General features: G+C 63.9%; 13 protein-coding genes. 3 read left to right on the top strand and 10 right to left on the bottom strand.

Translation table 11 applies throughout. The annotated features are described in order from the left end of the window. Nucleotides 1–271: 271 nt before the first annotated feature. Both OXG33_01550 and OXG33_01545 read left to right on the top strand, forming a co-directional pair. Nucleotides 272–835 (top strand): hypothetical protein, encoded by a 564-nt coding sequence (locus OXG33_01550; GenBank protein ID MCY4112609.1) that lies wholly within the window; start codon nucleotides 272–274, stop codon nucleotides 833–835. A 783-nt stretch (nucleotides 836–1,618) separates the two neighbouring features. Next, nucleotides 1,619–2,272, top strand: a complete 654-nt coding sequence (locus OXG33_01545) for a hypothetical protein (protein MCY4112608.1) — start codon at nucleotides 1,619–1,621, stop codon at nucleotides 2,270–2,272. A 163-nt stretch (nucleotides 2,273–2,435) separates the two neighbouring features. Here the strand turns inward: OXG33_01545 and OXG33_01540 are convergent, their stop codons facing one another. The 3 genes from OXG33_01540 to OXG33_01530 form a co-directional block, all read right to left on the bottom strand. Then, nucleotides 2,436–2,642, bottom strand: a complete 207-nt coding sequence (locus OXG33_01540) for a hypothetical protein (GenBank protein ID MCY4112607.1) — start codon at nucleotides 2,640–2,642, stop codon at nucleotides 2,436–2,438. 520 nt (nucleotides 2,643–3,162) lie between these two features. After that, entirely contained in the window at nucleotides 3,163–3,333 is a 171-nt protein-coding gene (locus tag OXG33_01535) for a hypothetical protein (GenBank protein MCY4112606.1), read from the bottom strand. 1,221 nt (nucleotides 3,334–4,554) lie between these two features. Next, nucleotides 4,555–4,785 carry a hypothetical protein gene (locus tag OXG33_01530; protein MCY4112605.1) on the bottom strand — a complete coding sequence of 77 codons (231 nt, stop codon included), beginning with the start codon at nucleotides 4,783–4,785 and terminating at the stop codon, nucleotides 4,555–4,557. Between the two features lie 457 nt (nucleotides 4,786–5,242). On the opposite strand from OXG33_01530, the gene OXG33_01525 reads away from it, so the two are divergent. Next, on the top strand, nucleotides 5,243–6,049 hold the full coding sequence (locus OXG33_01525) for a hypothetical protein (protein ID MCY4112604.1): 807 nt from the start codon (nucleotides 5,243–5,245) through the stop codon (nucleotides 6,047–6,049). A gap of 558 nt (nucleotides 6,050–6,607) precedes the next feature. On the opposite strand, the gene cas2 is transcribed toward OXG33_01525, so the two are convergent. The 7 genes from cas2 to cas3 all read right to left on the bottom strand — a co-directional run bounded on the left by cas2 (nucleotide 6,608) and on the right by cas3 (nucleotide 14,294). After that, nucleotides 6,608–6,898, bottom strand: a complete 291-nt coding sequence (gene cas2 / locus OXG33_01520) for a CRISPR-associated endonuclease Cas2 (GenBank protein MCY4112603.1) — start codon at nucleotides 6,896–6,898, stop codon at nucleotides 6,608–6,610. A 14-nt stretch (nucleotides 6,899–6,912) separates the two neighbouring features. Next, the gene (gene cas1c, locus OXG33_01515) at nucleotides 6,913–7,944 is read right to left on the bottom strand and encodes a type I-C CRISPR-associated endonuclease Cas1c (GenBank protein MCY4112602.1); all 1,032 of its coding nucleotides are present in this window, start codon (nucleotides 7,942–7,944) and stop codon (nucleotides 6,913–6,915) included. A 78-nt stretch (nucleotides 7,945–8,022) separates the two neighbouring features. Further along, entirely contained in the window at nucleotides 8,023–8,661 is a 639-nt protein-coding gene (gene cas4, locus OXG33_01510) for a CRISPR-associated protein Cas4 (GenBank protein MCY4112601.1), read from the bottom strand. A 29-nt stretch (nucleotides 8,662–8,690) separates the two neighbouring features. Next, entirely contained in the window at nucleotides 8,691–9,611 is a 921-nt protein-coding gene (cas7c, locus tag OXG33_01505; protein ID MCY4112600.1) for a type I-C CRISPR-associated protein Cas7/Csd2, read from the bottom strand. A gap of 1 nt (nucleotide 9,612) precedes the next feature. Next, nucleotides 9,613–11,310 carry a type I-C CRISPR-associated protein Cas8c/Csd1 gene (gene cas8c / locus OXG33_01500; protein ID MCY4112599.1) on the bottom strand — a complete coding sequence of 566 codons (1,698 nt, stop codon included), beginning with the start codon at nucleotides 11,308–11,310 and terminating at the stop codon, nucleotides 9,613–9,615. Between the two features lies 1 nt (nucleotide 11,311). After that, nucleotides 11,312–11,959 carry a type I-C CRISPR-associated protein Cas5c gene (gene cas5c, locus OXG33_01495; GenBank protein ID MCY4112598.1) on the bottom strand — a complete coding sequence of 216 codons (648 nt, stop codon included), beginning with the start codon at nucleotides 11,957–11,959 and terminating at the stop codon, nucleotides 11,312–11,314. Between the two features lie 115 nt (nucleotides 11,960–12,074). Continuing rightward, entirely contained in the window at nucleotides 12,075–14,294 is a 2,220-nt protein-coding gene (gene cas3, locus OXG33_01490) for a CRISPR-associated helicase Cas3' (GenBank protein MCY4112597.1), read from the bottom strand. Nucleotides 14,295–14,356 lie beyond the last annotated feature (62 nt).

Raw genomic sequence — 14,356 nt, 5'->3', positions numbered from 1 at the left:
CGGCATAGGTGCGCAGCGCCCGCAGCTGGGCGGCGACGGACAGGTCCACGTCCTGCCGGTCGCTGGAGACGCGGGCGTACAGGGCTACTGCGGTGGGTGATTCCAACTGCTGCGTGCTCATCTTGTCCCCCTTGATTCTCCTCGTATCCTACCTATGCCGACCCGGCCCTGGATACTGGTAAACTCTCACGCCAAACTCTAACCAAACATATGATACAATAGTGATATAGACATTACAACCAGCCTTGCTTCAATGGAGTAAACTGTCGGCATGGGCAATCTTGAATCTGTTGTTGTGGCTGCACGTCGGCTCCGGTTACTGGCACGGTACGGGGCAGCGACGGTTGCCGGTTTTGTTATGGAAGCAATTCTCGGAGTTGACAATCTCGAAATACTTCTCGGTACACTACTAATTCTCGGATTGATTGGCTGGTTTCCATTTGACAAGATTCCCGGAGCGCATGCATGGTTTTTTGGAATACCAATCTATATCGGTTTTGTTGACGCTGAAGGAAGGGCAACCGACGAACCACCTTCATGGAGAATAGATTCTGTGCGACCGAAACAACAAGTTGAACTTGAGACAAGCGGTGAGGTTGGACATAGGCTATTGGAAGTTCCGCTGAATTACCAAGTCACTTTCTGTGACGATACTGGCATGCATTTGCGTTGGGAAGATATGGGAACATTCAATAACCGTCGTCGCTATGCTACACCGTGTTTTGGAAACTATCGGAAGGCAATCATGGGTGGCGCAAGGGGTATGATGCCACTTCGCGAACAAATAATCATTAGACGTATCTCAGGCAAAAGACTAGGGGCTGCCAGTGGATAGACTCTCTGTGGATATGACGTCGCAAGTCTTTCCTTCGTAACGCAACATCGGCAGCCGTGTCTTCGTCTTCTTCAAGGATTTCAATAGAATCAAGGAAGCTCATTGGACGTTCAAGCAATCCCATTGCCATTGCAGGCGTCGTAGGCTTGCCATGTGCGGCAGCCGTCAACGTGCCATGCGGTCGAATGTAGTTGTAATGCAAGAAATGCAGGGCAACTGCGGGGGATTATATAGCCTGGTTGACAAAAGCTCCAATATCTGGCACTGCTCGGCGAAGTCGTGCGGGCAGGAGGAGGGCTCAAGGCAGCACGCGCGCAGTGGGGTAACGAGGCCACCACCTTCCCAGCAAGCTTGCCTCGATGCATTTCGCGGACGACGCGCGTGGTTCTAGGCGAAGTCGGGCCACGCTTTGGCGATGGCGTCGCCCAAGGCAAGGCCACGTTTCTCGACAGCCGTGGCTACCCTACCTGGGACTTCGTCGGTATCGGCATTTCGCGTTCCCATGCGTACGGATTCGATCGGCTTCGCGCGGGTGAGTGAGCGGCGGCGCGCCACGGGTCCATGCGGCGCAGCCTGGCGCGCGCGACGGAATCAACGCTTCAAATCCGACCAAGGTTAGCACGAGGGCGTGCAGTCTGAAGTGCTTCGCGACTGAATTTGACGCGGCCGGCAGCTCCCCGTTGACGGCCGCGCCGATTGTCTGTACGTTCTTGGTGGTTCATGGCTCGCTGGAGTCAGGATCAACGGCGATTCTCCTGGCGGGCAGAGCCGAGGAGGATTGCCATGTGGCAATCAGTGCTCCGGATAGTGTTTGCCCTGCTGACCTCAGCAGTTGGCGCGTCTCTGTTGATCGGGACCGTGTATGCGAAGGGTCCGATACCCGAACCGCCTGACGATCTCGCCTTTATGGATATCCCGCCACTGACCGGTCAGCCGTTGCAGCCGGAAGGCGATCCTCCGTCACGGCAGGTGTTCACGTACGTTGAACTTGAAGTCATCCCACTGTCAAGCACCAAGATCCCAAGCGCGTTCAACGTGGACGTGCTGATGAGCAATGGTTCGGAGTGCTCACGCCACCGAGTGACGCGCTTTGAGCGATACGGACCGTTTACGGTGTGGGAGCTTTGGTCGGAAACGTACTGGTGCTACAACGGCAGCATCATTACGAATGACCCCGACTTCGACTACGAATGGAATCCCGGCGTTGCGCCGCCGTGGTGGCTTGGCGCATTTGTTGACGACCGTGGTGACGGCGGTGGGAGTACAGGTGGAGGAAAGAACAAGTGGTCGCATTCGGACACTGCGTGGGGCAAGTACGCAATTTGCAAATTCCCCGATAGTGTGGAGGCTCCTGGAACAGCAACGTGTAACGACCCAATCACTGTGACGATCAACAAAGTGCAGTACGCGAACGGAACCGCGAACCCGAGCAGCTAGGACTTCGAGCGAAGGCCCTGCGTGGGCCTACCTGCGCAGGGCCTTCTTTACGGCAATGAACAGAATGGCAAGCGTGATGATCGGCATTTGGCACCCGCGAAACACTTGCTCTCGCAGATAATCAATAGTGGATTGGTTCTCCCGCTTTGGCGGCCGGTAAGGATCACCGTACACGCTGGCGATCCTCAACTTCGTATAGTCGCGCTTCAAGGTCCAAAAGTCGTTTCTCCACCTGATTCACCCTGGCGATGGCTTGCCAGTTGATATTGTAAAGCAAGTACACTCGAAGCTCGGTAAAGCCCAGGTAGCCAAAAAACAAAAGCACGGCCAGAGCCACCGCACTCACACGGACGATTGCGCTACGTTTCATTAGCCACTTTATCGCAATTCAATTGCTTGATGCTTTGCATATAGACACCAAATTTCCTCGATTCCCAACCACAACAAGGCAATCAATGGAATGGTTGGTAAGAGCACGAGAAGCGCCACCGGCAAGACTGAAGGAACTTGCGTGGTTGCGACAGTCACAAATTCAATGGTTCGCATAATCTGCGTTGAGACCTCGATATGTGCGGTAAAATTCACGATCGAAGTTTATCGGACTAACGCGCCAAGCGCGATATTCGGGCTCGCCGTCGTTGCGGCTCCGACCCCGGACTTCATGCATTACTCTCGTACCTAGCCCTCGCCTAGATGTGTGAGAAGCTGGCCCCGGCAGGCAATCATCCGCTGACGCCCCACATGACGAAGCTGCTTACAGCCAGCACGAGGAGGCCACCTCGAACACCCCACGAGCTCCCGCCGAACCACGAAGCCAACTCGGCATCGGGTGGCAGATCGTCTGGTATTGGCGGAGGAACGTCAAAGCTCATCAACTCCTACCTGCGCCATCATGGTGACGTCGCAATTGACTTGACCATCGTCTCCTCAATCGGCAGGTCGCGAGTCTCCACCTGTACTCCCTGTCTGATCGCGACCTGCCGCCAGTAGTGGACCGTGACCAACTGTCCAAGAAACACGCCCGGCGCGACAGCCGAGACGATGAACACGAAGATCGCCATGCCGAGGCAGACTTTCTGTTTCAGCCGAAGTATAGGCTTCCAGGCATGCGACGATCGGATCTTGCGTGGCCACGGACTTTTGCTGCACGGCCTCTTGGGCGATCCCCGGCGAGATGGGAGCGCCACCCATGCACGCCAGCCCCACCGCCAAGCGAAATGACGGCCAGGGCCATGCGAAGTGTGTGCGTATCGAACCGATCGAACCGAACGTGATCGGTAGCACGGATGGTTGCAGACCTCACGTAGATTGCGTTTGACCGAATACGAGTTTGATCGTCGTCCGGCGGGCTCGCCGCGTCAAGCTATTGTTGGCGTCACGACTTTTGACGGTCGACCGTTGCGGGCCGTGGAGTGCGACCTCGACGGCATTGATGTCCCCTACGCGGCTAGCGTCCGCCATCGGAATGGTAGAGTGGAGGAGGGCATGGTCCGACATCACGATGATCTCGTTGACAGAGCTCCGGATGAAGGCTCGACGGTCCGTCAACTCACGCTCGTTCGGGAACGTCCGCCGGTCCTGGGCGTGGGCGGTGCTGGTCTCCACGTCGTCTAGGACGATGCGCCGCGCTGACAGCGTCGCCCCCGGACCTCCGGCGCCGGAGCCCCAGGCTTCGCCTGCCGCGCTCGGTAGCTCTTGGTGCGGGGCTTGAGGTCGTCGATGTCGAGGCCGTGGTCTCCGCCAGGCCATTGAGCCGGTCCAGCCTGCGCTTCACGTCCACGAGTTCCACCTCAATGGTCGCCGGCAGCTGGCGCTGCTGCCGGGCCACCCCGTCCATCGCCTCATCCACCAGCTGTACAAACGTCCTGGTACTTCGTTCGGTCGGGAAGTTCTCCCAAATCGTCCCCACTACCATCGCCTCGAAACGCCGGGCGATGAGTCTGGGGTCATCGTAGGCCCCGCGGCCTCGGTTGATCAGCGACGGGGAGACGTCGGAGGCAAACTGCCCGCTCTTGGCGTCCTGGCTCGAGCGTGCGCAGTCGCACCGCTGGCACCTGACTATGCTGCTGCGCAGATGGGAGCTGCGCATCCGGCGGGGGTGCGTTCTCCCGGGTGTCCCTGCGCGCAGCGTCCGGTTCACCCGGCGGACCTAAGCCTTGGACGTGATGGTGGAGAATGCTGGCTCCACCCGCCTCGGCTTGGCTTGTCCTTCGCATGTGTGCCCCAAACCAGCGTGCGGTGTCCGCCTCGTTGCGGAGGGTGTTGTGGACGCCGGTCGTGGATCACAGCCGGCCGGTGGGATTGGCGATGCCCTCAGCGTTGAGGGTCGCGGTGATGTCAAGAGCGCTGCGGCCGGACGCCGCTATGGCGACGATGCGCCGGACCATCGGAGACGTTGGCGAATTGGGTTGCAGCTTCGGGCGTCTGTTGGCCCCATCCTGCACCAGGATCTTGTCGCAACCATACGGCACCCGGCCGGCCACCCAGAAGCCACGGGACGCAGCGTCACGCATGCCACGGGTGACCTCCTGGGCCAGGTGCGCTGAGAAAGACTCACCGACGCTCTCGCTATTCGCTTCCAAAAGCTTGCCGGTCGGCGAGGGTTTGGTGGGGCAGGGTCGCGGTGGGTCCGCGCGGCTCGGCCGGTGAGCATGACGTCCCGCCCGCTCCGAGGTCATGGCGTGTAAGGGGGACCTGTGCACAGGCTCCCCCCACAAGGTCTACACGTGTGCGGACGCCGCGTGATGTCATGGGGGCGTACAGATAATCAAGGAAAGTTGCACAAGTGCACGTGCGTCGTGGATCAGGTTTAGGCGGGGGCCATGCGAGCGGCGGGCTGCACGCCAGCAAGTACCCCCGCATAAGGCTCGGTTGCAACGAGAATTGCAGAAATGCAGGGGGCGCTTCCCGGCGGATGTGGCGCTGGCCAGCGGCGGACGGGAGCCAGTGTCTTGAACGAAGGCCGACAGGATGACTGGCCAGCTCCCGACCGAGGCGCGCGGCCGCCGCGAGGCGGACGCGCAGCTCTTGGCCCTACTGGACGACTTGGTGCACGCCGAGGGCCGACTCAAGGCGGCGCAGGCGCTGGGCGTCAACTACCGCACCCTCGTCAAGGTCGTTGAGTCGGGCCGGCTGTCGCGGCGCATGCGCGACGCTCTTGAGCGGCGGCAACTGGCCGACCGCGAGACCACCGCGACCCAGCAGCGGGACGAGATTCAGGCCTTGGCCCAGCGGCTGGCGGAGCTGGAGGCGCGGGTGGCGGCGGTGGAGCGTGAGCGGCGCGGCCCGGACGACGGCGGGAGTGATCGGCAGGCGGTGGCGGCGCCGGCCCGCTCGGTGGCGCGGCTGGCGCGGGGCCAGGGCCCGCGGACGGTCGCCGGGGCCGGGGTCACGGAGAAGGAGCGGCGCTGCTGGGCGTATGGCGACTCGAGCCGTTTCGGCGTGGTCACCGCGGAGCCACATCCAAATGAAGAGGTCTCGTACGGTCCGGGGATGCCGGCGGTGGTGGAGTGGCGGCGGCTGAACCGCCGGCGCGAGGCTGGGACGAAGCTCGACCAGGTGAAGACCCGCGAGCGGATCATGGCGTTGGAGATCGCCCTGATCGGGGAGTATGAGTTGACCCTGCCGCCGGACACGTATGCGCTCCATCCGTCCGAGCGGGAGGGCTATCTGCGCTGGCGGCGGCGGGCGCTGGCGGACCTGCAGACGGAGCGGGCCCGGCGCGAGCTGCGGCGCTGGGTGCGCAGAGTCCTCACCCTGGGGCTGTGGTGGGCGTAGGTCCCGCGCCTGGGCATCTGACGTAGGTCCCTGCAGCTGCGCCATGGATGCTGCATCGATATGGTTTCAATCCTCACCCGGTAGTGAGACCGGGTGCAACACGCTCGTATCCATGTACCGCAACGGTTCGCACTCGTTTCAATCCTCACCCAGGCCGATGAGTGGGTGCAACTGGCGGCTGTACTCGGCGCGGAAGCGCTCGGTCTGTTTCAATCCTCACCCAGTCCGAAGACTGGGTGCAACAAGCCGCAGATTCGCCTCAACCGCGACAAGGACGGGTTTCAATCCTCACCCAGTCCGAAGACTGGGTGCAACGATCCGCTCATCCTCGATTCGCACGGCTATGGCGTTTCAATCCTCACCCAGTCCGAAGACTGGGTGCAACCGTCCCTCATGGGCGATTTACGCCCTGGTGGAGGCCTTTTGAGGGTAGCAGGACAGTTTTTTGGTGCGCCAAAAGCCGGAATCTGGGTTGAACGGGGAGTACAGCAGTGTCTGGGCGTCGCGTATCGGCGCGAACCTGCCTGGGTTCGGGGAGTCGCCAGCGGTTCGCGGCGCTCATAGCACCAGCGGGTCGCGAATGTCGTGTTTGGGACGCTGGCCTATGATCTCGATGTGTTGCGCATGAGGTTCGCGTAGACGATAGAACCGCAGGCTGTCGCACTCGGGGTCGATCTCCGCAGCCAGCCGATCCTTGAGCCGTTCCAACTGCATAGGAATCAGCACACATTCGAACACCGACTTCTGAACGCGCTGGCCGTAGGCTTGGCACACCTGCGCCACACGCCGGAGGCGTCGCCGGCCTGCCGCCGTGTCGGTTGCCACATCGTAGGTCACCAACAGTTCCATGTCCCAATATCCCCTCAGGCGATCAGGAAAGGCGGATAGTCGCGCAGGTCGCCGCGAAGGTGGCGAGCCAACAGACGCGCCTGCACATGCGGAACCAGACCCAGCGGGACCTTGCGCTTGAGAACGCGGTGCGTCACGTCAGTCTCCTTGCGCCGCTGATACGCCGCAATCACCGTGCGACGGCCAGACTCGTTCAAGTGCACCGCGCCGGCCGGAAGCTGCTCAAAGTCGCTCCCGCTCAGTTGCCGCCGGTTGATCAGGGTCAGGGTCAGCCGATCCACAGTCAATGAACGCAATTCCTCCATCAAGTCCAGCGCCAGCGCGGGGCGGCCGGGCCGCAACCCGTGCAGATACCCAACCTGCGGGTCCAGCCCCACACCTTCGGCGGCTCCGGCGCACTCAGCCTGCAGTAGCGCATACAGGAAGGACAGGACCGCGTTGACCGGGTCACGTGGCGGACGGCGGGTGCGGCGGTCGAAGCCGAATGTCTCGCGGTCGCCTCGCAGCATGTGCTCGAAGGCACCAAAGTAGGTGCGCGCCGCAAAACCTTCTTCGCCGCGGATCACGTCCAGGTCGTCGGCGTCCCGCAACCGACGCAAGCCCTCGGCCATATGCTCGGCAGCCTCGCGCAGCGCTCCGGCTGCCTCGGGGGCTGTGGCGTCCCGTGCTGCCCGTAGCAACTGCGCCCGACTGTTCTGCACCTTGCCGGCCACGACCTGTCGAGCGATGCGCCACGGTTCGTCCGGGTCCGACAGCGCCAGATGCTGAGCGCGACGCAGAAGCACGTTTCCGCGCAGCGGACCTTCCGCCCGAGCGGTAAAGCGCCCGCGCCGGTCCAGCCACACTAGACCGCGCCCGTCCGCCGCGCAGCGCTGAATCAGAAATGGCGTCACCGTCACCCGACCAAACACCACAATCGCATCCAGCCGTAGCAACGGAACCCGCAACGTGGTTTCGCCCTCTATGCGCACGCGCACTGTGTCCGATTCCAGGTTCAACACCGCGCCTTGCGTCAGCACGTACAGCGTGTTCAGCAGCTCATGCATCCGGCTTCGATCCTCGTTCGGGCGTGCGACCGGGTGCAACTCACCGAGGAATTCATTGCCATCGATGCCGTGCTCGTTTCAATCCTCACCCACTCGCGCGCCCGCCTGCAACGGACGAAACAGCGCACCCTGGAGTCCGCGCAGTCGGAATGGCTCGCCCACCACCGAAGGCAGACAGGCGTTGATCAGCGAGCACTTGGGGCACCGCGCGTCGTTTGGTGCCTCGGGCAGCCGCTGCGCGTCCAGCGTGCGGCGGACCGCGTGGATGGCCTCTCGCGTTTCGGCGCGCAAGTCCGTGGTCAGCGCTACCTCCTCGCGCCGCCGCGTGCGCACCAGGTAGACGGCGCCGCGTGGAACGGCCGTGTCCAGCATTTCCTCTAGGCACATGGCCTGGGCGCAGAGCTGCAGTTCAGCCGGGCGCGTGCGACGCCCGCCCGATTTGTACTCGATGGGATACGGCCCCTCGGGCCGCATCTCCACTACGTCGGCCCGACCGCGTAAACCCAGCCGCTCCGACCACAGCGGCACGCTGCGCAGCACGCGTACGCCGTCCTCACTAGTGGTCTCGCCCGAGTCCGCTCGCTCGTGCGCCAGCCGGCCGCGCATAGTGAATAGGTTCTCGTCGAATGTCTGTTCCACGTGGATCAAGGCGCACTGCCGCGGACAGTAAGCGTAATGCTCGATAGCCGAGATCAGAACCTCGGGTCCAGAGTCCATTTCAGCGTCCGCCCGGTCCGCCGCGCGGCTTAGCCCACCAGCCGCGTGAGTTCGACATCGGCCGGCATGTCACCGTCATCAATCTGCACGCTGAAGTCGCCGAACCCGCGCGGAGCCTGGCCATTGCCGCTCGGCGAAATGCGAACTCGCTCGAACAACGTATGGGCCGGCGCTTCGCCCAGCTTGCTGGCGTGGCTGAAGACGTACAGCCCCCGGCAGGCCATCAGTCCCCGCGAGGAGGAGCGGTCCAAGTCCCACATCATCTGCAACGCCTGCCAGAACAACGCCAAGTCGTCGGCGTCCACGCCGGTCCGGGAGGCAAAGTGCGGGGTGAAGAACCCGCGGGCCTGGTAGAGCCCGTAGGGGACCAGTGCCTTGCGCCCCATTTCGGTTTGCTTGCCGCTGGCGGCCGCGTCCGAACCGTCCTCAGCCGCGACGATATTTGCGTCTTCCTCGCGGGTGACGGCCACTCGGGTGATGGACAGGTCCAGCGGGACGACGGGATCGAGCGAGCGGGCGAAAGTGAACTGCACGGGACCGCGCACCTGGCCGCAGTTGACGCCGGTGCTCATCACCGCGCCGAACAGCCGGATGTCATAGAAGTTATCGCACATCCAGTCCCGAGCTTTGTCAACGTCGCCGCGGGACTGCTTGCTGCCGGTGGACTTGAGATCCAGCGTGTCATACGCCCGCCGATGCTTGGCGTTCAGCGCCTCACCTTCCTTCTGCACGTAGATCTTGAAGCGCGCTTCCTCGCCGCGGGCGGCGTCCACCCAGTCGCGCACCTTGCGCTTGAGCGAGACGTCCGTCACCAGCCCGTGCATGGTCTCCGGATCCACGCGCGGTAGGTTGCCGGCGTCCGGGTCGCCGTTGGGGTTGCCGTCGGTCACGTCGAACAGCAGCACGAAGTCGTGACGCCGGTTGACGTCGGTCGTAATCGAATCGGTCATTTCAGTTCTCCACTTCTCCGGAGTCGGGATCGATGCCTTCGCGTCGGGCGAGCGCCTGCGCTCGGTCATGCGCCCGCTGGTGGTAGTAGCCCAGGGCAAACAGCCCTTGCTCCTCCATGTCCAGCGTCTTGGGGAAGTGTTGCAGCCCGGCCATCACCTGCTCCAACCGTTGCTGTAGCGCGTGATAGGCGCCGGGCCGATCCCGCTCCAGCTTGGTCAGGTGCGGCTGTGCCCCTCGCAGCAAGCGGCCGAAAACTGAGGCCGGAGCCGACGAGGCGGCCCCGTAGAACCGGTCGGTAACTGCGGTAATGCCCAGTGCGGCGTATTGCGCCGACTCCAGCACGGCCAGCAGCCGCCCGCAGCGGTAGGCGGGGTCCAGGCTCTGCTCATCCAACTGAATCATGCCGTCCTCCTTGGCAATGCGCCCCTGACTCCGCAATACAGCCCTGATGACTGCGGCGCGCGGGCGAGTGACGTCCTGCTCGGCGCTGTTGCGGCGCACGGCTTCGCTCAACAGATTGGGCGGTAGGGGCGTACCAACCAGTGCCACGCGCAGCAGGGCACACGGCGTAAGCGGCGAAAGGTCCTTGTTGGCGTCGCGCACCGTGGCCGCCGCCAGCGCGTACAGGCCAACCGGAGCCGGTGATTCACCGCCGCGGCCCACGACGCGCTGCAGGCGGAACCAGCGCGCCAGGTTGGCTCGAACGTCGCCCACTGTGGCGTCGATCCAGTCGCGCACCACCGCCCGCCCGCCGCTGCCGGACAGCGCCAGCGCGTAGAAGGGCGTGTCGTCGAACGGCGGGGCTTCGCCACGCGTAAACACGGACTCCAATAGCGCTCGAACCTGATCCGGGTCCGGGTGGGTGAACATGGCCAGGGGATTGAATTCGCCAATGTCCTCGCGCGTCCAGTACACGAACGCCGCCCCGCCCAGCGCCGTGCGCTGCGTCTCCGAGGCCAGCAGGTGATTGAGGCCGGTGGTGAACAACTCGGCGCATTCGCCGCAGGTCGGCGCGATCAACGAGGCGTCGAGGCCATAGGACTCGAAGGCCTCCGCGTTGGCGGAGATAAGCGCGGTGCCCGACGTCTGCCCGCCCGGCACGCGCTTGAGCTTGGCCTGCAAGCGCCGGAGCACCGGGCGCTGCTCTTCGCACACCAGACACTGCCCAGTCACCGCGCCTTTGGCTTTAGCTGGATCATGCTCGCTCGCCCAGAACGCCTGTATGGCGGGGGACTTGATCACGAGCCCATCACCGACCCGGAACGTGACATTGGCGCCGCGGTCGAAGTCGTCGCTCAGGTCCAACTGGTCCCGAGGATCCTCGCGCAGAAAGTCGGCGACGGCCTGCATGGCGGGATCGCCGGTGCGCTCGGCGCAGCGCTCAATCAAGTCCAGATAGGCCGCGTGCGCCCGGTCCACGCGGGCTTGCTTGGCCGGGTCGCGCGCCATGCCGAATGTGTATTCGGCGTTATCAGCCAGCAACAGCGGCCGAATAACATTGGCTCGCTGCACCGTGGGAACCCGCCGGCGGACGCCGTTGCGGGTGCGCCGGTCAGCCGGGTCGGAAGTATCCGTGGGCTGCGGGTTGAGCAGCCGGCCCGCAGCGTCCAGTTCGACGATGTAGCGCACCGGCCGCTCGCCGTACAACGGGGGCGGCAGGTCGAGCCGCCGGGCGTACTCGCAGAGTTGCGGCAGCACCTTAGGCAGCCTCGCGCAGAGGACGCGCCGGCACGTGCAGCACGCCGCGTTCCAGGCGCGCCGCGAAGAAGCGCGGCGTTCCGCGCCCCGAGCCGTCGGCCGCGTAGTCCAGGTCCAGCAGCATCGGTCCCAGGTCCTCGCTGCGCTCGATCGGCCGCTCGCGGCCGTCCGGCGCGGCAAAGTCGGCGGCGAACTCGCGGCAGCCCAGGTAGGGCCGCGCAAAGCAGCGACCCTTGACGACGCGTCGCCGGAACTGGTCTCGGAACTTCGCGGGGTCGTCGCCGCACGTGGGGTCAACGTCAACCTGTGCGTGAATCACATAGGCCACGTCACGCAGCGCCAGCGTATGCCGCTGGGTGCGGTTGGCTGTCGCGAAATAGCCGCCGCCCTGCCGCGCCCAGCGGCGAGCCGTGCGCTCGCTGGCCCGGCGGCTGACCTCGTTGCGAAGGATCGAGTGGTAACGGATCTCGTTGAGCACCTCGATGCGCTCGACCCGCCAGGCGAACTGGGGCCTCCAGAAAATCGCCTCCAGCACGCCGCGCGCCGCCGACGGCGTCATCACCGGGTAACTGACCCGCTCGACTTTCATTTCTGGACGCGTGAAGCAGGCCCAGTCGCCCCAAACGCGCACGGACAAGGGCGGATGCATCGAGTTCATCTCATTGCCTCTCCTCACTGACAGCCGTATGGTCGTCGTACAAGCCAGCGGGCCGCCCAGAGTTCAAACTCTATTCGGTTTTTGTTCGGTTTGTCTACTTGTGCCATCACACCATGTAGTCTTCCGGCTGCCCGTCTGTGGCGACCAGCCCTCGCACGGGGTCGTACTGGCCGCCCCATTCGGGGATTGCGTGGTCCGACGATGCGGGCAAAAACCCCTGCGCCTGGAACCGTTGCGCCTCATTCGGGTACAGCGAGACGAGGTATGGCTGAAGCCGACGGCGCAACTCACGTGGATTCCCGTGGCCGCGCCTGAGTTCGTCCAGCCAGGCGATCACGTTGGTCTGCTCAACGTTCCTACCGTAGGCGGTGATAGCTACGACCGCTCCGGCGCGGTCGATCATGCGGAATTCACTGGCCACTGCGGGGAAATCGAATCCTTCGCGCAGCTTCTGGATCTCGGCTCGGTCGAGCTTCACGCTGTCGAATAGATGCCGGAAATAAGCGTCAGCCGTGCGGCCTGGATCGTCTGGATCAAAGTCGTCTCGATTCACGTGAGCCAAGGCCAGATCGGTCGCAGTCGCATAGGACCCTCGAGGCAGCCGCCGCTTGTTTGGCCGGAACACGACCACGCGCCCGTGCTCAACCAACCGCCCCTCGCGGTTGCAGCGGCCGGCCGCCTGAATGATTGAGTCCAACGGCGCCAGCGCTCGCAGAACTAGCGGAAAATCCAGGTTCACGCCGGCTTCGACGACCTGCGTCGCCACCAGCCGACAGGGCCGGCCACGCGCCAGTCGTCGCCGCACCCTGCGGATCACAGCCAGCCGATGCGCGCCGCAGAGGCGCGTGGACAGATGCAGGGCAGCCGGGTCGTCCAGTGCGTCCAATAGGTCCATGGCGTCTGCCCGGGTGTTCACGATGGCGAGCGCCTGCTCTTGCAAGCGCATGTCCTGGGCTACTCGTTCCCAGGTCCACGGATCATCGACCTGCCAGTCGTAGGTCACGCGGCGCAGAGTCTCGAAGTGTCGCCGCGGTTCCGGCACGATCTCGCGAGGCTGAAGGTCGCGGAACGCCGGGATACTCTCGAAGGCTGGCTGGGTGGCTGTTGCCAGCACCACGGAGGCGTGGCCAACCGTCGTCAGCGAGCGCAGCGCGTCCAGGATCGGTTCCAGCAAGTGGGTGGGCAGCGCCTGGGCCTCGTCGAGGATGAGCACGCTGCCCGCCAGCCGGTGAAGCTTGCGTAAGCGCGCCGGCGTGTTCGCGAACAGGCTCTCGAACAACTGGACGGCGGTGGTGACGATAATCGGCGCATCCCAGTTCTCCGCCGCCAGTCGTGCGCGCTCGGCCTTTGGATCGAACTCGTCAGGGTCCCGTGCATAGGCAGCGCTGTGGTGTTCCAACACGGCGCTTTCGAGCGACCCAAAGGCGTCGCGGTACGCCTCAGCCGTCTGCTCGGTGATGCTGATGAACGGCGTTGCCACGATCACACGCCGCAGGTCGTGCCGCCGCGCGTGGCGCAGGGCAAAGGCCATGACCGAGAGCGTCTTACCCGCGCCAGTCGGCGCTGTGAGACGGTAGAAGCCACGTGGTCCGACAGCGGCGTCCAGGCAAGCCGCGAAGATGTCCCGCCGGACCGCGTTGACCGACGTCTCAGCGGCCTCGGCGACCAGTTCGCCATGATTGGCCTCGAATCGTTCCCAAAGCGCGGTGATTTCAACTTCGGCGCCGCGGCGGTCGGCTCGCTTCAGCTCGAAGTGCGCTTCGGTATCGAGGTGGTCGGCGTCGACCAAGGCAGAAAACAGCAGCCGTAACAGGAATTCGGCGGCGAGCGTGGACGCGGCGGCCTCATTCGGCAGGCCGACGTCAGCCGTCGGCTCGAGATCCGGGAGCGCTTGTTTGGCCCGTCGTCGAGCCTCCGAATCACGCTTAGGATCCGCCCGGTGCGGATCGTTTAGCCAGTTGGCGAAACCACGGAAGGCGCCCAACCCACCGTGATGCCCCTGGATGGCGAGAGCCGCGCCCTGTAGGTGCTGTAGCGCCAACCGCGCCCCGACCCGCTTATGGTCCACGCTGTGCCCACGACCCCTAAGGTAACGCTGAAACTCAGGACTGAACTTGCCCAAGTCGTGCCACAATCCAAGCCAGTAGCCGTGCTCGCGCGCGCCAAACACATCGGCGAAGCTGGCGCACTGTTCGGCTACGGCTCTCAGATGCTCGGCTAGGTCATGCCATTCGCCAGCGTCGTTCGCGGAGTGCGCGTAGACCCCTGAGGCGGGTTCTGATCGATGGGACGACCGCTGCGAAACTCGTTCTCCACTTCCGTCCATTCGACGCCGGTCAGACCGCGACGCTCAAGCCCGACAAGCGCTGCCCTCGGTCCCGATGGACT

Source organism: Chloroflexota bacterium (genome assembly GCA_026708035.1).
GTDB lineage: Bacteria > Chloroflexota > UBA11872 > UBA11872 > UBA11872 > JAJECS01.
Note: the sequence above shows the minus strand (reverse complement) of the source record. Positions and strands in the feature narration are given on the sequence as shown.